General features: G+C 41.6%; 28 protein-coding genes. 12 read left to right on the top strand and 16 right to left on the bottom strand.

Annotated elements, in window-relative coordinates; genetic code table 11:
- The 11 genes from BLP52_RS07770 (at nt 1) to BLP52_RS07820 (ending at nt 9,635) form a co-directional block, all read left to right on the top strand.
- Entirely contained in the window at nt 1–2,121 is a 2,121-nt protein-coding gene (locus BLP52_RS07770) for a cell division protein FtsA (protein ID WP_091709906.1), read from the top strand.
- A 3-nt stretch (nt 2,122–2,124) separates the two neighbouring features.
- Entirely contained in the window at nt 2,125–2,949 is an 825-nt protein-coding gene (locus BLP52_RS07775; protein ID WP_091709907.1) for a CheR family methyltransferase, read from the top strand.
- Between the two features lie 71 nt (nt 2,950–3,020).
- Entirely contained in the window at nt 3,021–3,635 is a 615-nt protein-coding gene (locus tag BLP52_RS07780) for a chemotaxis protein CheC (protein ID WP_091709908.1), read from the top strand.
- A gap of 14 nt (nt 3,636–3,649) precedes the next feature.
- The gene (locus BLP52_RS07785) at nt 3,650–4,258 is read left to right on the top strand and encodes a chemotaxis protein CheC (protein WP_091710006.1); all 609 of its coding nucleotides are present in this window, start codon (nt 3,650–3,652) and stop codon (nt 4,256–4,258) included.
- Nucleotides 4,259–4,260: 2 nt separating this feature from the next.
- Nucleotides 4,261–4,734, top strand: a complete 474-nt coding sequence (locus tag BLP52_RS07790) for a chemotaxis protein CheD (protein WP_202905742.1) — start codon at nt 4,261–4,263, stop codon at nt 4,732–4,734.
- 114 nt (nt 4,735–4,848) lie between these two features.
- Nucleotides 4,849–5,817: a DUF3795 domain-containing protein gene (locus BLP52_RS07795; RefSeq protein WP_238380760.1), complete on the top strand. Its 969-nt coding sequence runs from the start codon at nt 4,849–4,851 to the stop codon at nt 5,815–5,817.
- The gene (locus BLP52_RS07800; protein WP_091709910.1) at nt 5,817–6,443 is read left to right on the top strand and encodes a chemotaxis protein CheC; all 627 of its coding nucleotides are present in this window, start codon (nt 5,817–5,819) and stop codon (nt 6,441–6,443) included. Before BLP52_RS07795 ends, BLP52_RS07800 begins: the two co-directional genes overlap by 1 nt.
- Nucleotides 6,444–6,480: 37 nt before the next feature.
- Entirely contained in the window at nt 6,481–6,924 is a 444-nt protein-coding gene (locus tag BLP52_RS07805) for a hypothetical protein (RefSeq protein WP_091709911.1), read from the top strand.
- 114 nt (nt 6,925–7,038) lie between these two features.
- A complete protein-coding gene (locus tag BLP52_RS07810) occupies nt 7,039–7,665 on the top strand; it encodes a hypothetical protein (RefSeq protein WP_023844375.1) in 627 nt (208 codons plus the stop codon).
- Between the two features lie 11 nt (nt 7,666–7,676).
- Nucleotides 7,677–8,282 carry a hypothetical protein gene (locus tag BLP52_RS07815; protein WP_091710008.1) on the top strand — a complete coding sequence of 202 codons (606 nt, stop codon included), beginning with the start codon at nt 7,677–7,679 and terminating at the stop codon, nt 8,280–8,282.
- Nucleotides 8,283–8,354: 72 nt separating this feature from the next.
- On the top strand, nt 8,355–9,635 hold the full coding sequence (locus BLP52_RS07820) for a GntP family permease (protein WP_091709912.1): 1,281 nt from the start codon (nt 8,355–8,357) through the stop codon (nt 9,633–9,635).
- Nucleotides 9,636–10,026: 391 nt separating this feature from the next.
- On the opposite strand, the gene fpoO is transcribed toward BLP52_RS07820, so the two are convergent.
- From fpoO to BLP52_RS07900, 16 genes are all read right to left on the bottom strand, one after another.
- Nucleotides 10,027–10,389, bottom strand: coding sequence for a F420H2 dehydrogenase subunit FpoO (gene fpoO, locus BLP52_RS07825; protein WP_091709913.1), 363 nt, complete (start codon nt 10,387–10,389; stop codon nt 10,027–10,029).
- A gap of 1 nt (nt 10,390) precedes the next feature.
- Nucleotides 10,391–11,842, bottom strand: a complete 1,452-nt coding sequence (gene fpoN / locus BLP52_RS07830) for a F(420)H(2) dehydrogenase subunit N (protein ID WP_394328633.1) — start codon at nt 11,840–11,842, stop codon at nt 10,391–10,393.
- A 3-nt stretch (nt 11,843–11,845) separates the two neighbouring features.
- The gene (fpoM, locus tag BLP52_RS07835; protein WP_091709915.1) at nt 11,846–13,333 is read right to left on the bottom strand and encodes a F(420)H(2) dehydrogenase subunit M; all 1,488 of its coding nucleotides are present in this window, start codon (nt 13,331–13,333) and stop codon (nt 11,846–11,848) included.
- Nucleotides 13,330–15,345 carry a F420H2 dehydrogenase subunit FpoL gene (fpoL, locus tag BLP52_RS07840; protein WP_202905743.1) on the bottom strand — a complete coding sequence of 672 codons (2,016 nt, stop codon included), beginning with the start codon at nt 15,343–15,345 and terminating at the stop codon, nt 13,330–13,332. Before fpoL ends, fpoM begins: the two co-directional genes overlap by 4 nt.
- Before the next feature lie 2 nt (nt 15,346–15,347).
- The gene (gene fpoK, locus BLP52_RS07845) at nt 15,348–15,650 is read right to left on the bottom strand and encodes a F420H2 dehydrogenase subunit FpoK (protein ID WP_091709917.1); all 303 of its coding nucleotides are present in this window, start codon (nt 15,648–15,650) and stop codon (nt 15,348–15,350) included.
- Entirely contained in the window at nt 15,647–15,955 is a 309-nt protein-coding gene (gene fpoJ, locus BLP52_RS14790) for a F420H2 dehydrogenase subunit FpoJ (protein WP_091709918.1), read from the bottom strand. The genes fpoK and fpoJ overlap by 4 nt, the downstream gene beginning before the upstream one ends.
- Nucleotides 15,945–16,223 carry an NADH-quinone oxidoreductase subunit J gene (locus tag BLP52_RS14795; RefSeq protein WP_091709919.1) on the bottom strand — a complete coding sequence of 93 codons (279 nt, stop codon included), beginning with the start codon at nt 16,221–16,223 and terminating at the stop codon, nt 15,945–15,947. The genes fpoJ and BLP52_RS14795 overlap by 11 nt, the downstream gene beginning before the upstream one ends.
- Nucleotides 16,208–16,651: a F420H2 dehydrogenase subunit FpoI gene (fpoI, locus tag BLP52_RS07860; protein ID WP_091709920.1), complete on the bottom strand. Its 444-nt coding sequence runs from the start codon at nt 16,649–16,651 to the stop codon at nt 16,208–16,210. The genes BLP52_RS14795 and fpoI overlap by 16 nt, the downstream gene beginning before the upstream one ends.
- 1 nt (nt 16,652) lies before the next feature.
- The gene (fpoH, locus tag BLP52_RS07865) at nt 16,653–17,681 is read right to left on the bottom strand and encodes a F420H2 dehydrogenase subunit FpoH (protein ID WP_091709921.1); all 1,029 of its coding nucleotides are present in this window, start codon (nt 17,679–17,681) and stop codon (nt 16,653–16,655) included.
- 5 nt (nt 17,682–17,686) lie between these two features.
- The gene (gene fpoD, locus BLP52_RS07870) at nt 17,687–18,811 is read right to left on the bottom strand and encodes a F420H2 dehydrogenase subunit FpoD (RefSeq protein WP_091709922.1); all 1,125 of its coding nucleotides are present in this window, start codon (nt 18,809–18,811) and stop codon (nt 17,687–17,689) included.
- Nucleotides 18,812–18,821: 10 nt separating this feature from the next.
- Nucleotides 18,822–19,298, bottom strand: coding sequence for a F420H2 dehydrogenase subunit FpoC (fpoC, locus tag BLP52_RS07875; protein WP_091709923.1), 477 nt, complete (start codon nt 19,296–19,298; stop codon nt 18,822–18,824).
- 9 nt (nt 19,299–19,307) lie between these two features.
- Nucleotides 19,308–19,868: an NADH-quinone oxidoreductase subunit B gene (locus tag BLP52_RS07880; RefSeq protein ID WP_091709924.1), complete on the bottom strand. Its 561-nt coding sequence runs from the start codon at nt 19,866–19,868 to the stop codon at nt 19,308–19,310.
- Nucleotides 19,856–20,248 carry a F420H2 dehydrogenase subunit FpoA gene (gene fpoA, locus BLP52_RS07885; protein ID WP_091709925.1) on the bottom strand — a complete coding sequence of 131 codons (393 nt, stop codon included), beginning with the start codon at nt 20,246–20,248 and terminating at the stop codon, nt 19,856–19,858. Before fpoA ends, BLP52_RS07880 begins: the two co-directional genes overlap by 13 nt.
- A gap of 367 nt (nt 20,249–20,615) precedes the next feature.
- Complete coding sequence (locus tag BLP52_RS07890; protein ID WP_091709926.1) at nt 20,616–21,122, bottom strand: hypothetical protein; 507 nt, start codon at nt 21,120–21,122, stop codon at nt 20,616–20,618.
- A gap of 11 nt (nt 21,123–21,133) precedes the next feature.
- Nucleotides 21,134–21,550, bottom strand: a complete 417-nt coding sequence (locus BLP52_RS07895; protein WP_091709927.1) for a DUF22 domain-containing protein — start codon at nt 21,548–21,550, stop codon at nt 21,134–21,136.
- A 157-nt stretch (nt 21,551–21,707) separates the two neighbouring features.
- Nucleotides 21,708–22,157, bottom strand: a complete 450-nt coding sequence (locus tag BLP52_RS07900; protein ID WP_091709928.1) for an Lrp/AsnC family transcriptional regulator — start codon at nt 22,155–22,157, stop codon at nt 21,708–21,710.
- A gap of 184 nt (nt 22,158–22,341) precedes the next feature.
- Between BLP52_RS07900 and BLP52_RS07905 the strand changes: the two genes are divergently transcribed.
- Nucleotides 22,342–22,497 (top strand): 4Fe-4S binding protein, encoded by a 156-nt coding sequence (locus BLP52_RS07905; RefSeq protein WP_023844394.1) that lies wholly within the window; start codon nt 22,342–22,344, stop codon nt 22,495–22,497.
- Nucleotide 22,498: the final 1 nt, after the last annotated feature.

A 22,498-nucleotide genomic window follows, 5' to 3' on the forward strand; every position in this document is an offset into this window, starting at 1 on the left:
ATGAACAGTGCCCATTTTGCCCTGGATATAGGAACAAGAACTGTTGTGGGACTTGTTACAGAAGATGGGAACCTCAACATAAAAGCTGCGTGTGTCCATGAACACAACGAGCGCAGCATGCAGGATGGGCAAATTCATGATGTAGAAAAAGTTGCAATGGTTGTTGATGAGGTCAGAAAGAACCTGGAAAAACAAACCGGATGTAAATTATCAAAAGTTGCTGTGGCCGTTGCAGGAAGAGCACTTAAAACATCAAAAGTAAAAGTTTCAGTAGAGATGCCTTACAGAGAAATTAGTCGTGAGGACATCTCTGAACTGGAATTTGAAGCAGTTGCACGTGCAGGCAACGAACTTGGAAATGATAAAGGATTTAATTGTGTTGGGTACTCGGTTGTTCGCTACGAACTTGACGGAGAATGCATTTCCAATATAATAGGACAAAAGGGAAGTGCGGTCACACTAGAAGTACTTGCTACTTTTTTACCGGAAGCTGTAATAAGTAGCATGTTTGCTGTACTTGACAGATGCGGACTTGAAGCCTCAAGCGTAACCCTTGAACCCATAGCAGCACTTAATGTTGCAATACCTGCTGACATGCGCAAACTCAATATTGCGCTTGTGGATATCGGAGCAGGAACATCCGATATTGCAATTACGGATAACGGAACCGTTATTGGTTATGGAATGGTCCCTGAAGCAGGGGATGAAATTACTGATTTTATATGTGATTATTATCTGGTTGATTTTAAGAAGGGAGAAAATATCAAAAGGTCCCTTACAAGCAAAGATAAAATTGAACTTGAAGACATCTTTGGTGTTACCACTGAAGTCCCGGTAAGTCAGGTAATAGCTGACATAGAGCATGAAGTGGATAAGCTTGCAATGCATATCGCCGAAGAGATATTGTCGATCAATGAGAAAGTTCCACGTGCAGTGGCTCTTGTAGGCGGAGGTTCGCAGACTGTCGGACTAAGAGAACATCTTTCAAAACACCTAGACATACCTGTGCAGAGAATTGGTTCACGTCTTCCCAAACAGATAGAAGGCCTGTCAGATAACACTGGAATTGTCACCGGTGCGGATATGATAACACCACTTGGCATAGCCCGTATGGCAATTCTTGATGAAGGCATAGAATTCATTGATCTGACAGTGAATGATCTGGAAATCCACCTGATGGATATCAATGGACTCTCTGTTATGGATGCACTTGTTGCAGCGAAAGTCAAACGTCTTTATCCACGCCCCGGAATGGCACTTAGCCTAACAATTAATTCCGAATTCAGGACCATTGAGGGAGATATGGGTGAACATGCTACTATATTCCACAATGGCAAAAAAGCAAGTCTAGGTGACCCTGTACACAAAGGTTCTGTTATTGAGTTCACAGCACCAGTGGATGGAAAAAATGCTCATCTGAAAGTTAAAGACCTGATAAAGATGCAGGAACTGAAGACCGAACTTAACATTAATGTCAACTACAAGGAAATAGAGATGGCGCCTCTTGTAACCATAAATGGAAAAAAAGCATCTTTTGACGATATAATACCTGACAGGTCTGATATTAAGATACGAACTCCCAATCTGGAGGACGTTCTTAATGCGGAATTTGGAAATGATGAACTTGAAAAGATATCAGTTGTGATCAATAATAATATCCAGTATTTTGACAGGATAAATTATTCAGTCAGGCTTAATGGTAACTCTGTTGACAGAGAAGAACTTTCACAACAACCAATCAGGGATAACGATATAATATTTATTGAAAAGTCAGAGTTTAATTACAGGATCGAGAACATCCTGGGCAAACCTGAAGAAGGCAAAAAGATCAGCGTCGTACTCAATGGCAATGAGATCGTATTTGATGGATCAATGCCACAAATTGGCCTTAATGGAAAAAGGGCATCTCTTTCTGATAGAATTGATGATGGGGACAACATCACGTTGAAAATGGGGGAAGATGCAGATCCGATACTTTCGGACCTGTTCGAATTTATGGATATTAAAAAGGAAGAACTTGTGGGCAAGAGAATGAGACTTCTTGTGAACAATGTTCCTGCCAGATTTACAACCCCTTTGAGGGATGGAAACAATGTGACAATAGAATTTGCAGAGGTATAAAAAATGCTTAAAGCCGTTGGGAAAAATGAAGAGGAGTATTACGAAATACTGAAGAACCTTATCCAGAAAAACCTTGGATTTAATTCAAACCAGTATAAGGACTCTCACTTCAAAAGAAGGATCGATGTCAGATTGCGTGCAACAAATGTCAAGAATTACAAAGAGTATGTAGAATTGCTGCAAAATGACAAGAATGAGTATCCAGAACTTATGGAAACACTGACAGTCAATGTTACGAATTTTTTCAGGAATCCTGAAGTGTATGATATTGTGGAAAAAGAAGTACTGCCAGCAATAATCAAATCAAAGAACATCGGCCTGCGTTCAATTAGAATTTGGAGTGCAGGATGTTCCATCGGTGTAGAAGCGTATTCTATAGCAATGTTATTGAATCATCTCCTAGGACATGATTTCAATAAATATAACATCAAGATCACCGGCACCGATATCGATAAGGAGAGTCTCCTAAAAGCCCAGAGCGGTGTGTATTCCGATGCAGAGATGAAAGATGTCAGACCTGCTTTTCTTAAGAAATACTTTACCAAGGAAGATGGAAAATACATCGTTTCAGATGAACTGAAAAAGATCACACAGTTCAAGAAACAGGATCTGATATCAGGCCCAAAAATGAGTGGGTTTGATGCAGTTTTCTGTAGAAATGTTACTATTTATTTCCAGAAAGAACTGCAAGAACAGTTATATATGGACTTTTACGATGCACTTGGAAAAGATGGTTTCTTTGTGATGGGAAAGACAGAGACATTAATAGGACCATCCAAGGACAAATTCAAACCTTACAATTCCAAGGAGAGAATCTACCAGAAATGACATTACCAGAAATGACATGAAAATAATATCAGGAAATGGCATCCTTAAAACGTAAATCATGGAGTTTGGAAATGAAACATAAGATATCAAACCTGAGCGAGTTGCAGTTAAGTGCCCTGAGGGAAATTGTGAACATCGGCGTTGGAAACGCTGTGACATCGCTTTCCAAAATGATAGAAACAGGAGTAAAAATAGAAGTTCCTGACTTTAAAGTTGAGCTTATAGAAGATGTTCCGGAAGTACTTGGAGGAGCTGCTAACGTTGTATCAGGGGTTATCATGCATGTTAATGGTGATATTGAAGGATACATCATTATGATGCTGCCTGAAGAAGCCGCTCAGACAATCTGTGAGATAATTACTCACGAAGAGAATACGGATATTCTGACACCTCTTAACCAATCACTCATTGAAGAGGTAGGCCATATTCTTGCAGGATCTTATGTAAGTTCATTATCTGATTTCCTGGGTCTGAACATAAAGATTTCCACACCAATGCAGACCTTTGACATGCTGGGTGCCATAATTGACCAGATACTTATAGAGATGAGTCAGAAAGTAGAGCATGCGCTTCTTTTTGACACTCTGTTCATAATTCAGGATAACAGGACAGATGGATTCTTCCTCACAATGTTTGATCCTGATTCCATGGACACTATTATTGAACGTATTGAAAAGATGATCTGACAGGAGAGAAATGAATGAACATAGTACTTGATAAGTTCTATTACGATGCATTAAATGAAGTGGGAAATATTGGAATGGGAAATGCTACAACTGCACTCTCACAACTTGTGGGCAAGTCAATACAGGTCAGCGGTTCCTCCCTTACATTGCTTAAAGCCCAGGATATTTCAGAGAATATTAATTCAGAAAAAGTTGGTGCTATAGTCAGAGTAATGGGAGATATGAACGGCGGATTCATACTGGTTCTTGGTAAAAACCATTCCGATGTCCTGGCTGATATGCTACTAAAGGACGGCGCTGAAGACAATTACATGAAAATATCCGCATTCATTGAGGTTGCAAATATCCTTGCTGGTAGTTATTATAACGCACTTTCCAAATTCCTGAACCTTTCAATCATACCTTCAATTCCTGTCATATCTGAAGGTACTACTGATGAAATATTTGAGAAGGCAAAAAAACACATGAGCGGGAAGATCGAACACATCTTTGGCCTGACAACCTTGTTTGAGATCAAAGGAGAAGATGAGTACCATAGTCTGAGCGGTGATATGTACATGCTTCTGGATACAGCTTCTTTGCAATCAGTCATCGACAGGATAGAAGAAATGCGTACGAGATAAACATGATAATAGTGGGAATGGCTGACAGCGCTGTTGCAAAGAAACCTGCAAAACTCACCACTCTTGGACTGGGATCTTGTGTGGGAATCTCAATGTATGACAAAAGCACAGGTGTTGGCGGTATGGTGCATATTATGCTTCCAAGCATAGAGAATGCAAGAGCAAAAGACAATATCGCTAAATTTGCAGATACAGGAATACCTGCACTTCTGGATGAAATGGTAGAAACAGGTGCATATAAGCACCGGACCATTGCAAAAATTGCAGGCGGTGCAAGCATGTTCTCATTTAATTCAAAAACCCAGCTCAACATAGGGGAAAGGAACGTAGCAGCTACAAAGGATGCTTTGAAACAACTTAAGATACCCATTGTTGCTGAGGATACTGGACAGAACTATGGACGTACCATTGTGCTTGACACTGAAAACGGAGAACTTACTGTCAAAAGCGCACTGAAAGGTATAAAAGTATATTAATATATACAACGTAATAATATATCACATGGATGAATAATAGGTGACAGCAGGATGTTAACTCCGGAAATTACTATAACACACATAATTTTTATATCCATATCATTAGCGTGTGGATTGGCAGCAATATACTTCTGGGTAAAGGTCTATTTTGAAACTAAAAAAGGATCCATTGCCTGGTTACTTCTTGCACTTACAGCTATATTCCTTGTCACATCCTCAATATTCCCATCAATTGCTATTGGTTCTCAGGATCAGGATATCACAGAACTGATTTTCCTGTTCCTTGGTTTCTGGAGTGCTGTCTATACCAGTATATTTGCCGCTGCCGGATTTTTGATGCTTCAGGCATTTAGGACGATTCCAAGGGAAAAACTTGGAGATTTCCTTATTGAGGGAATGGTATTCACAAAACCTATTGAATCCGAAGATGACATGGAAGAACTGCCGGAAGTAGAGCAGATGTCAAAACTTCTCAGCAGGTCAACACTTATTGAATACACACCCAAGACCCGATATGAGGATTCTGTCATAGAGATCTGTCTTCGCCTTTATGGAGAAATGGTGAACACTGTTCTGGTATCAACACAACCACGTACTGAAATGTACAAAGAGAAAATAGGAGATCTGATGGATATAGGCGCAATGAAGTTCATCGAGATATCATCCACAAGCAAACATGTAAGCAATGAAGATGGAATTGTAAAATTGCCTGCAGATGAGATAGAGAAGTTCTTTGAACTTACAAGTAAGCTTCCCGAGGGTTGTGCTGTTATCTTTGAACCTATTAGCCAGTTGATCCTGACAGACGGTGAACAGAGAACCTATGAATTTATGTCTGAAATGGTAGAGCGTTTCTCTGCAAGTCAGTTAGTTCTTGTAGGTCTTATCAATAAGGACGCACATAACTCACAGACCATTTCCAAATTCGAAGGCCTATTCCTGAACCTTGCGGAAGAGAGGGATGCAAAGATCCGTGTTGTAAAGGGTGGAAAAGAGGAATACATCAGATTCTATGTAGGAGAGAAATTTTTCATGGAACAGGATGTAGAGGTTATACTTGAGGAAAAAAAGGTTGAGTTCTGATGAGCAGGCAACTTGACAATTTTCTAATTGATGCATTCAAGGAGATAGGCAGTATAGGCATGGGAAATGCTACTACTTCCCTGTCCAAACTTATTGAGAAAAGAGTCCAGCTAAACCTTTCAGATGCACGTTTGTTCGAGCCGTCCGCTATTGTCGATATGATACCGGATTCTATCACAATGACCAGCATTATGATGCCGGTTCACGGGGATCTTAATGGTCTTGCAATGATGCTTTTCGAATTTGGTAATGCAGTTTATCTTAGCAATTTGCTATTGCAGAGTATTGAGCATGATGATGATCCAAGTATCTATGAATCTGCACTGCTTGAAACCGGGAACATTATTGCAGGCTCATACCTGAATTCTCTTGCATCTTTCCTTGATCTTAAGATCATGCACTCTGTACCCGACATCAGCATCGGCACTATTGATGATATTTTGAAAAAAGGACTTGGAAAAATGCAGAAAGAACCAGAGGGAATTCTTAACATTGAAACTATGTTCATGGTCTATTCATCTGAAAAAGATGTTGGAGCCGGTACAATATATGGTGACATGTTTCTGCTGCTGGATAGTGAATCTTTAGACAGGATGCAGAATTCCATCCATGAAATGCTTAAATAATTTTTTAATAACGAATCAGGTTTTACGGTTGAACTATATGAAGAATATCTGGACACAGCATCTGGAACGGTCAAATAATGATGACCGCAACAGGGAAAACACGTTTTCACAGATGTTACACTCTCTTGTAAAAAACGAGAATGAGGACTATCTACAGGCAGCCAGCACAGAAACTCCAGACAGTGGAAATAGAACTTATAAACCTGCTCTTAACAAGACAGAAACTGAGATAAAAACCTGGGTGGCTGAGAGCCATAAAGGATACGAACTTGGAATGGATTCCCTGAAGAAAGATAGTGTTAGGCTTATCTTGTCAGAGGATGGGAGACTTATTCTCAGATACGACGTTGCCGGTGAAACACCTTTTGAAATGGCTGTGAAATCTGAAGAAGAAGCTCAGAATATTATTGATGAGGATAATGAAACCACTGAACAGCTTTACCCGGATAAACCGGAGCTTAAATGGATTAAAATAATATAACTTTAATATATATAGATAAATTCAATGGCAAAGAATAAAAACCATTAAAACAATTAATATATAAATATTGTATAATAACTAATCGGACCCGAGAGATAAAGGAGACCTATAATTATGATGGACATTGCAATTTACTCGCTTGTTGATGACATGGTCAGCAAAGCAGGAACAGAAGGTGTCGTAGAATACTGGCTTCGTGTAGGTGAGAGCTATGCAGAAAGAATGGGAAAGGAAGCATACGTAGGATGGCCTGCCTTTAATGTGGCAATGAAGGATGGAAGGACATCTCTCACTGTAGAAGGTGATGTTAATGTCCAGACTGACCTCGCAATCACAGATAAGGATGGAGATGTCATCGGTTATGTCTATGCTTTAAAGACATGTCCAATAGCACCTACTATGGCCAGATTCATTTCAAGGATCGGCCCAATACCGGATTCAGATACAGATGTGGCTGACAGCTATAATAACCGTGTCAGGGACTCAGCAGTTTCTAATTACTGCATTACCCACCAGAAGTTCAGGGAAGTTGCAGCTAACAATATAACTGTTGCAAAGCAGGCCCTTGAATGCCTGCATCTTGCAAACAAGGGAATGACCGGTGAAGTAAAAATGGTACAGGAAAACCTTTCCAGGATCAATGTTGACGAGAGACACATAAAGAGTATCCTTCGCAGCGCATCCTGCGTGTTCGCTCTTATTGTAAAAGGTAAGAGTGCAGGTGAGGAAATAATAGACTAATGGTGATCATAATGGCTGAAAATATAGAATCCAACCCTTTTGTTGATGTTTCAGTATTCCTGTTCTTTGAGGATATTTCCGATAAACAGGGTGTTGAAGGTTTTACCAATTACATGGTCGGCCAGGCAGAATCACTGGCAAAATCTGTTCCTGAGGAAGAATACCGTACATGGGATGACTTTGCAAATGCTGTTATTAACGGGGAATCCGTTCTTTCATCATTTGAGCATATCGGCCAGATAAGCAAATTTGGTTTTGTCACAAAGGTATGTCCATTCTCTAAAGCTATCAGAGAATACATTAAGAGAATCGGGAACTTCAACCCGGTTCACATGGAAGCAACCGATCACTACAACCACACTATCCAGCCTTCCGCTGCGCACAGTGCATGTATGATGCACCAGACTTACCGCAAGGAAGTTGCAAAGAGAATTAAGATCGATGGCAAACCACTTCAGTATGCCCAGATAGCAGCAAAGGCATACACTGGAAAGATTGCACTCCCACCTGAATCATGGAAGAAGGTCCTGCTCGAAAAAGCAGGAATCACTGAAACCCAGGGATTCATGGAGATGAGAGAGAACAGTTGCCTGTATCTTCTTTATGTTGAAGATTAAGATTTTAGTCTGTAGAGTGGTATGCCTGATTCAGGGTAAGGCTTATACTGCTCTACAACAGATTTTCTGATAATGGACCCCCTGATAGTTTTTGTCTTTTCCCTTGTACTGATACTTTATCTTACAGCATATCTTAGGATACATCCTTTTCTCGGGCTAATTTTAACATCCGTTGTCGTAGGTTTTCTTGCAGGGGAATCAGCAGGTACTATTGAAGCAATTGCCAGTGGAATGGGCAAAGTATTCTCAAAATTTGCTATAATAATTGCCGCGGGAAGTATAATCGGACTCATTCTGCACCAGACAGGCGGGGCAAGGCTCATTGCGTCAGATGTTATGAGAATATCGAGAAAGCCACTTTTAGGACTGAACGTGCTTGGTTTTATCTTCGCAGTGCCCCTTATGTGCTGCATTCTTTCCTATGTGATATTCATCCCTGTAGCAAAGGAAATAAGAATCAAGGAAGGAGTTCCTAAAGTCCTTACAGCATCAGTACTTGTTTTTGGAACTCTGGCATCGTATAACCTTGTTTATCCATCACCGGTTGTTTATTCTGCAGTTTATGATTTGGGAATAAATGCCAGTGATATTCTTGTTCCGGGAATTATAATTGCATTTATTGTTTCTGTTATTGGATACTTCTATGCTATGAGATTCTGTAAAACAGGAGATGTTAGCGATTTCATAACTGACAATGAAACAGAAAATGAGAATGTAAAAGTCCCGGGAAGGATCGCTGCCTATTCACCAATAGCAGTTCCTGTAGGACTAATCCTTGCAGATGTGTTCACGAACATTTCCCTGTTCGATATTCTGGGTGAACCTGACATGGCACTATTAATCGGAGTTGTCATGGCGATATTCTTTGCTTACAGGCAGTATACCTTCAATCCGATCAGGGAATGGGTTGAAAAAGCAATAAAAAGAAGCGGTGTTGTAATCCTTGACATGTGTGGAGGCGGCGCACTTGGTGCCACCCTTGCAATGACAGGTGTTGGACAGGAAATGGGAAATCTCCTTGCAGTACTACCTCTGCCTGCTATTCTTGTTCCTTTCCTCGTTGCAGTTGCCATACAAAGTGTGCAGGGTTCCCGTGTTGTTACCATGCTGGTTGCACCTTCGATAGTCATACCTCTTGTTCCGGTTCTTGGGTTGCCACCTGAGATCGTACTTTTTTCTATGGTATCAGGAACGTTTCTTATATCACACTTCAATGATCCGTTCTTCTGGATATATAAGGATCTGGCGGAACTGGAGACTTCCGAGGTTCTGAGGAGTTATACGCTGGGTGGTGCTGTGATGGGAATAACAAGTCTGGCGTTCACGGGTGTAGTGTATCTGCTTTTTTACTGATTGAGTTACACAAAAACAATCTGTAAACTAAATACAAGGAGACCATCCGCCGCAGGCGGCACATTCCAATACCACTGCATAGAAATATTGCAAAAAATAATTGGATTTTTGCTTCCAAGTACTGGGAAATGCGCATTAATTTTGTAAATAACACATTCAAAAGTACTACGCGTTTTGTTTTGTTTCATCTTCTGGGAAAGTGCCGGCTTCGCCGGACCCTACGGGATAGATTTAGTAATCCATGATGAAAGTTGATGAATCCTAAATTACAGCAATTACAGAATTCTACAGATTTGAAATCAAATAAGTGCTATATCGAAAGCAACAATAAAGACAAATAATCAAAAAAAGAAAAGAGTTGACCGGCAAAGCCGGTCTTCTATTTTAAAATTTAATGGTGTTCGTGTTCGTCTTCAGCCTTTTGCTTTTCCCATGCAGCATGTGCTTCATCGATTGAATCAAGACACTTCTTGCATAGTTGTACGGTATCATCTTCAGCACCCTTTGAGAATGAGGGTCTGCTGATCGTTACATCGTGCAACTGTGCGATTGCACCGCAGAAATCACATACACCTGCTGTTCCGCAACTAGGAGACTCTGCCAGTGCATCGTGGGCTTTTTTACCTGCATTAAGGCATCCTTCACAAAGTCCCTGCCACATTCCATGTGGATAGGAGTGTTCGTACTTTGGTTTGAATACCCTTACAGGAACCACTGTTGGGATTGCTACTCCACAAAGGTCACAATCTGCCATATTACATACCTCCGGTAATCAGTACTGATGCTGCTTCCATTGCCCAGTGGATAAATGGCTCTGACCAGAAACCAAGTACAAGTACACCGACTGCTGCAATTATCATTGCAAGAGTGTATGGGAATGGTTCTGAGACCTTTTCACTGTCTGTTGGCAGGAAGTACATGTACTTAACAATCTTTGCATAGTAGCCCAGTGAAATTGCACTGTTAAGGATTGCAATTACTGCGAGCCATACAAAGCCTGACTGGATGGTTGATGAGAACAATACAAACTTGCTCATGTAACCTGCTGTAAGCGGAATACCTGCAAGAGCAAATACGAATATTGTCATACAGAGAGCAGTTATTGGCATTCTCTTACCAAGACCTCTGAAGTTGTCAATGTGGTCTGGATCAGCTGAATCCTTGTTCTCTGAAAGCACCATGTATCCAACAGCTGCTGTTGCAATGAAAGCTCCTGCCTTCATGAAACCGTGTGACAGTGCATAGAATATACCACCGCCAAGTGCCATTGGTGTGAGTACCACAAATGCCATTGTTATGTAACCTGCCTGTGCAAGTGAGGAGTATGCAAGCATTCTCTTGACACTTGTCTGTTTTAGGGCTACAACGTTACCGTATGTCATTGTGATAACTGCAAGTATTGCAAAAGCGATCTGCCAGTCTGCTTTCAGAGCGATGAGTGCAACCACAAATACCTTGAGAGCTGCTACGATACCCATCTTCTTTGAGCCTGCTGCAAGCAGTGCTGATACAACTGATGGTGAACCCTGGTATGTATCAGGTGCCCACATGTGGAATGGTACAAGAGCGATTTTGAAACCGAATCCTGCCAGCAGAAGAACTACTGCAACAATTCCCATTGGACTTGATACAAGTACACCGGAGTTTGCTGCAATATCAGGAATGCTGGTTGTACCGGTTGCTCCGTAGACATATGAGATACCAAGAAGCATGAGTGCTGCTGAAAGTGAACCGATGATGAAATATTTCATGGCTGCTTCCAGTGACTTAGCGTTCTTCTTCTCAAACCCTGCAAGTGCATATGTTGCAAGACTTGCAAGTTCGAATGCTACAAAGAGCAACATAAGGTCGTTTGCTGATGCAACGAACATCATACCGATTGTAGCAAAGAGTCCAAGTGCATAGAATTCCTCAGTGTTGCTGTGGCCTTCTGTGTATTTGATCCCTGCTATTGCGAAGAGCAATGAAACCACAAGGAAGACTATCTTGAAGAACTGTGACAGAGCATCAATCGTTACAGTGTTGTTGAACAATGTTGCTTCTGTTCCAAGACTTGAAACTGTCAATGCCAGGGCAACCAGGACACCAAGTGATGCCAGATAGCCAAGAACTTTTTTAGAGTCTGTCGGAAGGAACAGTCCGATAAGCAATACTGCCAGTCCTGTAACCACAATGGCAAGTTCAGGTGCTAATAACATAATATCCATAATTTACACCCCCATTGTAGCCATAAGGCTGACTATGTGTTCCGAGTTCGTCATCATCATATCAAATACCGGGGTTGGATGAAGTCCGAAGTATAGTATAAGTATTGCAATGACTCCCATTGAGAATGTTTGGAAGACATTGATATCCGTTACTGTACCGAGTTTCGCATTATAGACACCAAACATTGCCCTCTGGAGAGCCCACAGATGATATGCTGCGGTTATCACAATTGCAAGCAGTGCAATTATAACGTACATTGGCAGGTTCACAAAGCTTCCTGCAAGTACGGATACTTCGGCAATGAAACCAGTGAGACCAGGAAGTCCGAGGGATGCCATAAAGGTAAGTACCATTATAACTGTCAGCTTTGGCATCTTCTGTGCAAGACCGCCAAGGTCATTGATAATCCTTGTACCTGTTGTGCTGTTGATAACACCGCATGACATGAACATAATGCTCATGATAAGTCCGTGTGAGAACTGCTGGAACATTGCTCCGGAAACGGAGAGTGATACCAGACCGGCTGCACCGAGAGTTACGTAGCCCATGTGACTTACACTGGAGTATGCAACCATCCTCTTGAGGTCCTTCTGTGAGAGTGCAAGGAATGCACCATAGAGAACACTTACAGAACCAAGGACTGCCATGATGGTGATCATCAGGTTTGGTGATGCTGTGAATGGCAACATTGGAAGCATGACCTTAAAGAGACCATATCCACCGATCTTGAGCATGACAAAGAGCACACTTCCGGCTGTTGGAGCCTCAGTATATGCATCTGGAAGCCATGAGTGGAATGGGAAACTTGGAATCTTAACGATGAAACCGAAGAGCAGTGCAAGGAATATCATATCTTTCGTAAGTCCTGATCCAATGAACTGGAACTGGTTAATGAGATATGGTATATCCAGGCTCGGGGTTCCTGTCATGTCCCATGCTGCGAAGTAAAGTCCGAATATACCGAGTAGCATCACAAGGGAAGCCACATGAGTATAGATAAAGAACTTAATTGCTGCTTTATGTTTGTTGGGTCCTCCCCATATGCTCACCATGAAGAAGAGCGGTATGAGTGTAAGTTCCCAGAATACGTAGAACAGGAAGAAGTCAAGTGCGGTAAATACACCGATTACTGCACCCTCTGTTGCGAGTATAAGTGCGTAGAACTTGTTTGGTGATTTCCTGTCATCGTTCCATGTGAAGAGAACGAGAAGTGGAAGTACAATGGCATTGAGAAGTATCAATGGCATTGCTATTCCGTCAACACCGAGGTGGTAGGTAATTCCAAGGGATGGTACCCACTGTGCAAGTTCCTCGAATTGGTTATCTGCTATAGTGCTGTCGAAGTTAAAGTACATGTATACTGTAAGTAACAGTACGATAACAGTACCGGCAAGTGCTACTACTCTTGCCTGTTCTTTTGTTTTTGTGAATAATGCAAGTGCTGCGAATATCAGAGGTATCAGCACGATCATTGAAAGTATCGGCATCATTGGAGTACCTCCATTACCACTTTAATGAGAATGACCAGAAGACTTACTCCGGTAATTACTGCTGTGGCATAATTCTGTACTGCTCCTGTCTGGAACTGACGCAGAGATTCACCAGATTCGATTGCAAGGTCGCTGAACCATTTTACTGTCCAGTCAAATCCTCTGTCAACAGCACGTCCTGCAAAGGCAAAGCCTTCGTAGATTACCTTGACTGAGATAAAGTTGGTAAATATTGCATTCTGGTAGTACCTGTTGTACAGGAGTTTGTAAATTGGGTTGTTTCTTGAAACGAGACTGTCCATGTTGACAATCCTAAGTCCGTAGATAAGGAATGTAATTACAAGACCTGCAAGTGCCATGATGAGTGGAAGCCAAAGTACAAGCATTGGTTCCTCACCCGCATGTTCAGCAAGGTGATAACCACCAAGTGTCGCAAGCTCGTGTATGTTCATATTTACGAAATTGTTCACAAATGTTTCACTCACAAATGTGTTGAAGATCTTGGATGTAAGTCCACCGAAGACCAGTGCTAACAGTGCGAGTATTGAAAGTGGGATTGTCATTGATGCAGGGGACTCGTGACCTCCGTAATCCGTACGTGGCTTTCCATAGAATGTCATGAAGACAAGCCTGAAGATATATATAGAAGTCAGCAGAGCTGCTGCAATTGCAAGTATGTATGGTATCCATGATCCCGTTGTTTCTCCCATCAGGTATGCACTCTCGATGATAGCATCCTTACTGAAGAAACCACTTGTACCAATGGATGTGCCTGGTATACCTATTCCGGTAAGAGCCAGTGAAGCAACGATCATTGTTACTGCTGTAACTGGCATTACCTTTGCAACGCCTCCAAGTTGTCTCATATCATGTGTACCTACTGCGTGGATCACACTACCGGCACACAGGAAGAGAAGAGCCTTGAAGAATGCGTGGTTGATAAGGTGGAAAAGGGCAATACCGACTGCTTCAGATCCTACTGCTGCACCTACACCAAGTCCGAGCATCATGTAACCGAGCTGACTTATGGTTGAGTATGCAAGTACACGCTTAAGGTCGTTCATAACGATACCCATTGTTCCTGCGAACAATGCGGTGAAAGCACCGACATATGCTACAACCATGAGTGAATCCGGAGCTGCGATGAACATTGGGAATGTCCTTGCAACCAGATAGACACCGGCTGTAACCATTGTTGCTGCGTGTATGAGAGCTGAAACTGTTGTTGGACCTTCCATAGCATCAGGGAGCCACACATGGAGTGGGAACTGACCTGACTTACCTACAGCACCACCGAAGAACAGGAGTGTTATCAGGGTGATGTGGCTGACCTCCATTCCAAGAATGTTTGCATTCATTGCTGCAAGGTCTGGAATGTGTGCAAATATCTCGTCGAACCTGAGTATATAGACACCATCAGGAACGTTGCCGTTGAATATCTTGAAAAGGTCTGAGAACAGGACAATAATACCTGTAAGGAACATTACGTCACCAATCCTGGTTGTCAGGAAAGCCTTCTTTGCTGCTGTTGCAGCAGATGGTTTCTCGAACCAGAATCCGATAAGCAGGTATGAACATACACCCACAAGCTCCCAGCAAACGAAGAGCTGAAGGATGTTGTCTGAAAGGATCAGACCAAGCATTGAAGCTGTGAACAGTGCTGTCTCGGCAAAGTACCTGGAAGGTGCCTTGTCATGTGACATGTAACCTGTAGAATAGATGTGGATAAGCAGACTTACAAATGTAACCATTGTAAGCATAACTGCTGCCAGTGGATCAACAAGGATACCTATGTTGAGCATGGCAAACCAGCTGTATGACTGACTCACGACTTCTTCAGGGTTTGCAAGCAGATTCAATGTTATTAATAATGAAATTACGAATGATGTAGCAATTGCTGCTATTGGAATTATTGCACCGCCTGTTGGCAGTTTCTTCCCGAAGAAGAAAGTCAGCACAAAGGCAAGTGCAGGCAGGACCGGAATTAAAAATGCTAAATCTCCTACTGCCATTTTTACCACCTCAGTATGTTAATATGGTCAAGGCTGATAGTGTCCTTCAATCTGTAAAGGGCCATCAGTATAGCAAAGCCGATTGCTGCTTCACATGCTGCCAGTGCAATGGAGAACAGTGCAAATACCTGCCCTGTAAGATCATGGTGGTAACTTGAGAATGCTACAAGGTTAAGGTTTGCAGCATTAAGCATGAGTTCCACGCACATAAGAATGCGAATACCACTGCGCTGTGTCATTAGTCCATAAAGACCTATGGAGAATATAATTGCTGAAACAGCAAGATAAAGTGCAATTGGTATCATTTGTTATCATCTCCTTTTGCCATGTAGATGGCACCCATCAATGCGGACAACAATATGATTGATAGTATTTCGAACGGAACCACAAAATCAGTGAAGATCATCATTCCGATACCCTGAATATTACTCTGATCAGCAATATTCTGTGGAAGCTGATCCATTGTTGGCCAACTTGTAAATGCAACTGACACAACGATCACGAGCAAGAACAGAAGTGCAATGATCATTCCAAGTATTCGTGGTTTAAGGTAGTTATACACAGATGTGATAACATCCATTGCTGTAAATGAGATTTCTTTATTCAGCATCTGCACCAAACCCCTTCTTAGTAAGCATTACAGCGAACAGTATCAGTACACCGACTGCGCCAATGTATACAAGTACCTGGACCACTCCAAGGAACTGAGCATTGAGCAGTATATAGAAAGCTGCAACAATGAACATTGTTACCACCAGTGCAATGGCTGCTCTGACTACGTCTTTAGCCGTCACTACAAATATTGCGAATAATATCGATACAAGAGCAAGGATCGCAAAGACGATCAATTCAATTACTGTGCCTATTGTGGCGTCCATCTGCTCACCTCTTCACCAGCTTCTTCTTCAGCATTAATGTCAACTTCCCTTGCCAACATGTCCGGTGTAAAGAGAAGATCCTCATGGTTCCAGCGGATCACACCTGTCAGGTATACCTTTGAACTTTCCAGTGCATCTTTTGGACACTGGCTGATACAAAGACCACAGAACAAACAGTGACCTATGTCGATCGATGGGAACCATCTCTGCTTATCACTATCTGGGCTTACACGTGCCCTGACTATCTTAATACAATTATTGGGACATGTGTTGGCACATATTCCACAGCCTATACATTTTGATTTATCCAGTTTTTGTAAGCCTCTGAATCTGTCTGAAAGTTTTGTTGGTTCTTCCGGACACATTCTTGTAACAGGAGGACCGAAATAAATATTCTTTACTGCTGTTATGATATTTTTAATAACCATTTTAGTATACCCCCAGCAGACCAAGTGCAATTACCCATCCAAGGTTAAGGAGGGCCAATGGCAGAAGTTTTTTCCAGCTCAGGTCTACTACCTGATCGATCCTGTACCTTGGAACAGCCCATCTAATTGCGATGATACCAAGCATCACCAATGCTACCTTCAGCAGGAAGAAAGCTGTTGGAAGGATTATACCAAGGATAGTTATATTGGTCAGGAATGCAGGAAGGTTCCATCCACCAAAGAACAATAGTACAACAAGCATTGAACCAAGGATCAGGTGAATATATTCTGCAAAGAAACAGTAACCGAATCTCATACTTGTATACTCGGTCATCCAACCTGCAATGAGCTCTTCTTCTGACTCGTTCTGGTCAAAGGGAAGACGACCCATATCAGCCATAAGAGCGATGAAGAATACAATAGCTCCAAGAGGCTGCATAATTACGAACCATAGAGGGCTCTGAGCCTCGGCGATATTTACTATATTCAGTGAACCGGCCATGATAGCCACGCTCACGACACAGATTCCAAGAGGGACCTCGTATCCTATCATACGTGCGAAGTTCCTGAAAGCTCCGAGAACAGAGAACTTGTTGTTTGCACTGTATGCAACCATGAAAATACCGATGATTGAAATTGCGGACATTGCTTCAATATAGAGAACACTTATATCCATCTCGGTTGCAGCGATCACATAACTCTGACCATTTATGATTATAGCACCAAAAGGCATTGCAACAAGCATCAGGAAAACTGATCCCATGAGGAGGATCGGTGCTGAAACGAATAATAACCGGTCAGCATTTCTTGGTATGATATCTTCTTTCGTGAACAACTTGATAGCATCGGCAGCAAGCTGAAGTAATCCGTGAGGGCCTACCCTCATAGGGCCGTATCTCTGCTGGATATCTGCAGAGAGTTTACGCTCAAACCAGACAGCTACACAGGCACCACCGAAAACTCCACCCATGATGCATAATCCGAAGATACCCCTTAAAATCGGGTTATAGATTATTGCTTCTATATCCATCGTGATCACCTGTCAACCTCACTGGTACATGTGTCCATACTGCCGGCAATTGCCACAATATCTGCAACTGGTACTCCTTTAAGAAGTGGTGGCAGGGTCTGAAGGGTTGGGTACACAGGTCCTCTTACTTTTACACGATACGGTTTGTCTGAGCCATCAGATACCATATAGAATCCCATTTCTCCTCGTGGATCTTCCACGCGGTGGAATACCTCTCCGGCTGGAACTCTCATTACAGGTGACCTCTTTCCATACGGAGTTCCCTCCGGGAAGAGTGGTCCTGAAGGAATCTGGTCAAGACACTGCTCGATGATATACATGCTTTCACGCATCTCATCCAGACGTACCTGGATCCTTGCGAAAACATCACCATCGGTCTGTGTGCATACCTTGAAATCAAGATCCTCATAAACAAGATAAGGTTCATCCTTTCGAATATCGAAAGCAACACCTGTTGCCCTGAGTGGAGGTCCTGATACTCCAAGATCCTTTGCAACATCTGCTGTAAGAACTCCTATGCCCTTTGTTCTTGCTTTGTAGATAGCATCGGTCCTGTATAGTTCTTCATAATTGTCAATAGCCTTTCTCAGGTTTCCAAAGACATATTTTACATCGTCCTTGAATCCGTCAGGAAGGTCGTCCTTTACACCACCATAACGCAGGAAACTGTGTGTGACACGTGCTCCGGTAACGGAGTCAATAAGAGACATCACATCTTCTCTGTCCCTGATGGTATACATAAACATACTTACAAAGCCTACAAAGGAAGCATATTCCCCCATACCTAGCAGGTGGCTCTGTAATCTGGAAAGTTCTTCCATAATTACACGGATATACTGTGCTCTTTCAGGCACCTCAATTCCTGCAAGCTTTTCAACACAACCAACATAAGCTTCCTCGTTGGTCATTGCTGCAAGGTAACATATCCTGTCAACAATAGTAATACCCTGAAGATATGTCTTACTTTCAAGAATCTTTTCAATTCCTTTGTGAATCCAGCCCATCTCGACCTCAGAGTCCACAACTGTCTCACCCCTAAGTTTTGCATTCAGCCTGAATGGTCCTGGCATCATGGGGTGTTGTGGTCCAAGGTGTACTATCATTTCAGAAGGTCCAACTGTTTCATCCATAATTTAACCCTCACACCAAATTCCTTGCTGTCTTGTTGGGGAAGCCTTTGTAATCTTTACGCAGTGGCCACTCACCGAGCATCTCTTTCGGAAGTACAAGAGGCTTAAGGTCGGGGTGGTTAAGGTACTTCACACCAAACAATTCGTACGTTTCTCTTTCGTACCAATTAGCATTCCAGTAAACAGGCACTACAGACTCAACCTCAGGGTTGTCCCTTGGAAGGATGGCCTTCATTGTTAGGATAACCGGGTGTTCGTAGGAACCTATTACATATATTACTTCGATCTCATTCCTGTCCGGATAGTCAACTCCGAATTCACAGCAGAGGTGTCCGAAAGACAGGTCTTCCTTGAGGTAGCGGCAAACTTCCACTACATTTTCAGGCTTCACTTTGGCAACGGTCCTGATCTCAGATTCGACATTTGCATCACAGATGTCTTCAGGGAACTTGCCTGTAAGTGAAGAGATAATAGAATTAGCGTCCATTTTTTCACCTCAGTAATCAGTACCTTTGTCCTTCTTTGCTTCGATCTTTTTCTGAAGCTCAACAAAACCCTGAATAAGAGCTTCACATCTTGGAGGACATCCTGGAACAAAAACGTCTACCGGGAAGACATCATCTACATTCTGGTAGGTACTATATGACTCATAGAATGGACCACCGCTGATGGCACAGTCTCCAAAACAGATCACCCATTTAGGTGCAGGCATCTGATCCCAGATCCTTTTCAGAGCTGGCAGATATTTTTTTGTTACGTAACCACTGATGATCATTACATCAGCATGCCTTGGGGAGTTACGTGGAATAATACCAAAACGGTCAGTATCATAGTGAGCCATACCTGTAGCAAGTAGCTCAACACCGCAACAACCCATTGCATTTACCATAAACCATAATGAATTCTTACGTCCCCAGTTAAGAACATCCTGAATCTTCGTTTTCTTAATGAAATCAGCGATAGCGTTTGAGTCTGTAAGCATTGTTCCTGGAACATCGGTATATCCAACATCCAAGACAGCATCTTGTTCGACATTCGTCTGCTCTATTTCATCCATTTAAGAGCCTCCTTCTTGATCAGATAAACGTAGCCAAACAATACAACAAAAATAAAGACAAGCATTTCGACAGTTGCTATAAAATCAATACCATGTCCCTTGAAGATCGTAGCCCAGGGATAAAGGAAAAGGACTTCAATATCAAAGAGAACAAAAGCAATGGCATAAAGATAATACTCGACATTGAATTGTATCCTGGCATTTCCTATTGGTAAGGAGCCAGCCTCATATGTCGTGTACTTTGCTGATGCCTTACTCCTCGGACTTAACAATTTAATGATAAGCATTGTCATGGGAGGCATCACTAGTGCCACAATGAGAATTATTGCAACCGGTATGTAACTATTGGCTATGTTACTAATATCGATTATTCCTGACATAAACTATTCTCCTGAAAGTTATAATGATACATAGACTATTTGTATAAAACACCTTCGTGCGATGGATTATTCAAATAACTACTAAACATGTGCATATAGACAAACAATATCTGTCGACATATTTTTCAATAGATAGAGTTCTAATAATTGATAATAATTCATCATATTTAAATTGTCTCAATTAAAATACCGCAGGCTGAAACCCGGCCAAAAACTATAATAGGAAAGAGAGTCGGAACTCCGAATAATCTGCACAGGTAAAAAAAGAAAAGAATGAACAAATGATATTAGCATCTACCCATATATTGCATTTTTTAAATTGCCTCAACTCTTATAGCCAACAATCATTTGACATCACACATTTGTGTCAAATACTTTTCAATGAGAAATATTTCTTAATCACTGTGTCGCACTCAGAACAGGAAATAACCATCCAGTCGCCGACATCCCTTCGCGCGTATTTCTCAAATATGGAAGCACCACATTCCGGGCAGACATAATAGTCTTTGAAATAATAATGGTAAAAGTGAGGAGTTGCCTCCAACCAGTCAAGTACTCTTTGCATATGCTCGAAATAACGCTTCTTTGAAGGCTGTTCATCTCCATTTTCTAGGGCATCATGCACTCTTGCGCTGACATCTTTAGTGTGCTGATCTGATTTCTTCACCAACTTCTTGTAGTCAGAAATGTATTTTGTAGTACTATTGAGATAATTAAGATAAGCAGCATGGGCTTTCGGTTCACGTTTCCATATTGTTCGAAGGAAATACTCACCCATAACGTCTTCCATAATGTCTGCACAAGTAGTACAGATATTATAGCCGTCAAAATGCTTGAAGTCCTGTAGTTCACCACATATCATACAAGTTTCCATATAATCAACCCTTAGAGAGAGCGTGGTGTCATTGCTTCACGTGTGAACATGATAGGGAAGATATTGAGAACTGCAAGAAGATCACCTTCCCTTATCCTTCCGCTTTCCTGTCCAATAACATAAGCAGAATTAATGACACGTTCAGTGTCTACTGGTTTTGCACCACCTTTTGCACCGACCTTGATAAGGGAAACAACCGCATGATGTGAAAATGTACATGGAAGTGCCACCATATCAGGATCCAGATGTATCTCTTTTACATTGACCTTCTTGAATTCACCTGCACGGATTTCCATATCCTCATCAGAGATTACCATTTCCCATTTTGCGCGAGTTGCGATGGTAAACTCGTACGGTGCAGCCTTAACCTTCTTGGATGTCAATTCCCCATTATCCCTTGAAACTACCTGGATCACTTCTTTCTTCATAAGTTCACCTAAAGAGAAACTGACATGATGATATATAAAAGTTCGCAACAACTGTCATGAATAATCATGATATACTCGGCAGAAAATGAACTCGACAAGTATGTGAAAGAAAACAAAAACATAAATGTGCTCACACTAGCACGTTATCTGAATTTCATTATTTTTTAAGGATCACACAACTCTTTTCCTTATGGCATTTTGTTGTGAGTATGCTTTGAGAATCTTTTATACCATCCATGTTGCCCAGTAACTGGAGAACATTTTCTTTCAGAGAATGGATATCAAAGGTTCTCACTTTAAGGAGCAGATCATAAGGCTCTAGCAATTCATAGACTTCCAGTACGTCCTCGATAGTCTTCAGACGGTTGATTATATTGATTCTCTTACTCTGCTCGATATTAACACCTATGAAAGTCGTAACATTAAGACCAACTTCATTGGTATCAACTTTAACAGTAAATTCCTTGATAATCCCCGTTTCACGCATTTTCTCAATTCTCTTATGCACAGTGGATGTTGCGAGGTCAAGAGCTGTTGCGATCTCAGTGCTGTGCATACGGGAATCTTTGCAAAGGTGTTCTAATATAGCCAGATCAACTTCATCCATGATAATATAATTATTAGTTAATAATAATAAATATTTCCGTTTGAATTCCCAGAAGACAAAAATGTGTGCTATATTGCAAATAATATCATCTAACGTAAATCATCATGCTTTATAAAACAAAACAAAGAACAATAAGACTTTTTATTCTTGAAAACCTTATACAATGAAATCCGGTGAATGTAATATGAAAGTAAACAAAAACTGTGTAGGATGTGGCCAATGTGCTGCTTTTTGTAAATTTGGAGCCATTGAGATCAGAGGAAAAGCAAGTTTTACTTCTGCCTGCATCGAGTGCAGAGCATGTGCCGCATACTGTCCGGTTAAAGCAATAGAGGCATAGG

Origin of the sequence: Methanolobus vulcani, assembly GCF_900100715.1 — an archaeon.
GTDB lineage: Archaea > Halobacteriota > Methanosarcinia > Methanosarcinales > Methanosarcinaceae > Methanolobus > Methanolobus vulcani.

Excerpts from the sequence above, each read along its gene's own strand:
- BLP52_RS07895 (WP_091709927.1), bottom strand. The coding sequence starts at position 21,550 with ATGAAGAAAGAAGTGATCCAGGTAGTTTCAAGGGATAATGGGGAATTG.
- BLP52_RS14795 (WP_091709919.1), bottom strand. The coding sequence starts at position 16,223 with ATGGACGCCACAATAGGCACAGTAATTGAATTGATCGTCTTTGCGATC.
- BLP52_RS07790 (WP_202905742.1), top strand. The coding sequence starts at position 4,261 with ATGATAATAGTGGGAATGGCTGACAGCGCTGTTGCAAAGAAACCTGCA.
- fpoC (WP_091709923.1), bottom strand. The coding sequence starts at position 19,298 with ATGGACGCTAATTCTATTATCTCTTCACTTACAGGCAAGTTCCCTGAA.
- BLP52_RS07900 (WP_091709928.1), bottom strand. The coding sequence starts at position 22,157 with ATGGATGAAGTTGATCTGGCTATATTAGAACACCTTTGCAAAGATTCC.
- fpoJ (WP_091709918.1), bottom strand. The coding sequence starts at position 15,955 with ATGCTGAATAAAGAAATCTCATTTACAGCAATGGATGTTATCACATCT.
- fpoA (WP_091709925.1), bottom strand. The coding sequence starts at position 20,248 with ATGTCAGGAATAATCGATATTAGTAACATAGCCAATAGTTACATACCG.
- BLP52_RS07805 (WP_091709911.1), top strand. The coding sequence starts at position 6,481 with ATGAAGAATATCTGGACACAGCATCTGGAACGGTCAAATAATGATGAC.
- BLP52_RS07780 (WP_091709908.1), top strand. The coding sequence starts at position 3,021 with ATGAAACATAAGATATCAAACCTGAGCGAGTTGCAGTTAAGTGCCCTG.
- BLP52_RS07770 (WP_091709906.1), top strand. The coding sequence starts at position 1 with ATGAACAGTGCCCATTTTGCCCTGGATATAGGAACAAGAACTGTTGTG.
- fpoM (WP_091709915.1), bottom strand. The coding sequence starts at position 13,333 with ATGATGCCGATACTTTCAATGATCGTGCTGATACCTCTGATATTCGCA.
- BLP52_RS07775 (WP_091709907.1), top strand. The coding sequence starts at position 2,125 with ATGCTTAAAGCCGTTGGGAAAAATGAAGAGGAGTATTACGAAATACTG.
- BLP52_RS07890 (WP_091709926.1), bottom strand. The coding sequence starts at position 21,122 with ATGGAAACTTGTATGATATGTGGTGAACTACAGGACTTCAAGCATTTT.
- BLP52_RS07820 (WP_091709912.1), top strand. The coding sequence starts at position 8,355 with ATGGACCCCCTGATAGTTTTTGTCTTTTCCCTTGTACTGATACTTTAT.
- fpoI (WP_091709920.1), bottom strand. The coding sequence starts at position 16,651 with ATGGTTATTAAAAATATCATAACAGCAGTAAAGAATATTTATTTCGGT.
- BLP52_RS07810 (WP_023844375.1), top strand. The coding sequence starts at position 7,039 with ATGATGGACATTGCAATTTACTCGCTTGTTGATGACATGGTCAGCAAA.
- BLP52_RS07905 (WP_023844394.1), top strand. The coding sequence starts at position 22,342 with ATGAAAGTAAACAAAAACTGTGTAGGATGTGGCCAATGTGCTGCTTTT.
- fpoN (WP_394328633.1), bottom strand. The coding sequence starts at position 11,842 with ATGGATATTATGTTATTAGCACCTGAACTTGCCATTGTGGTTACAGGA.
- fpoD (WP_091709922.1), bottom strand. The coding sequence starts at position 18,811 with ATGGATGAAACAGTTGGACCTTCTGAAATGATAGTACACCTTGGACCA.
- BLP52_RS07880 (WP_091709924.1), bottom strand. The coding sequence starts at position 19,868 with ATGGATGAAATAGAGCAGACGAATGTCGAACAAGATGCTGTCTTGGAT.
- BLP52_RS07815 (WP_091710008.1), top strand. The coding sequence starts at position 7,677 with ATGGCTGAAAATATAGAATCCAACCCTTTTGTTGATGTTTCAGTATTC.
- fpoL (WP_202905743.1), bottom strand. The coding sequence starts at position 15,345 with ATGGCAGTAGGAGATTTAGCATTTTTAATTCCGGTCCTGCCTGCACTT.
- fpoH (WP_091709921.1), bottom strand. The coding sequence starts at position 17,681 with ATGGATATAGAAGCAATAATCTATAACCCGATTTTAAGGGGTATCTTC.
- fpoO (WP_091709913.1), bottom strand. The coding sequence starts at position 10,389 with ATGGCAGATTGTGACCTTTGTGGAGTAGCAATCCCAACAGTGGTTCCT.
- BLP52_RS07800 (WP_091709910.1), top strand. The coding sequence starts at position 5,817 with ATGAGCAGGCAACTTGACAATTTTCTAATTGATGCATTCAAGGAGATA.
- BLP52_RS07785 (WP_091710006.1), top strand. The coding sequence starts at position 3,650 with ATGAACATAGTACTTGATAAGTTCTATTACGATGCATTAAATGAAGTG.
- fpoK (WP_091709917.1), bottom strand. The coding sequence starts at position 15,650 with ATGATACCAATTGCACTTTATCTTGCTGTTTCAGCAATTATATTCTCC.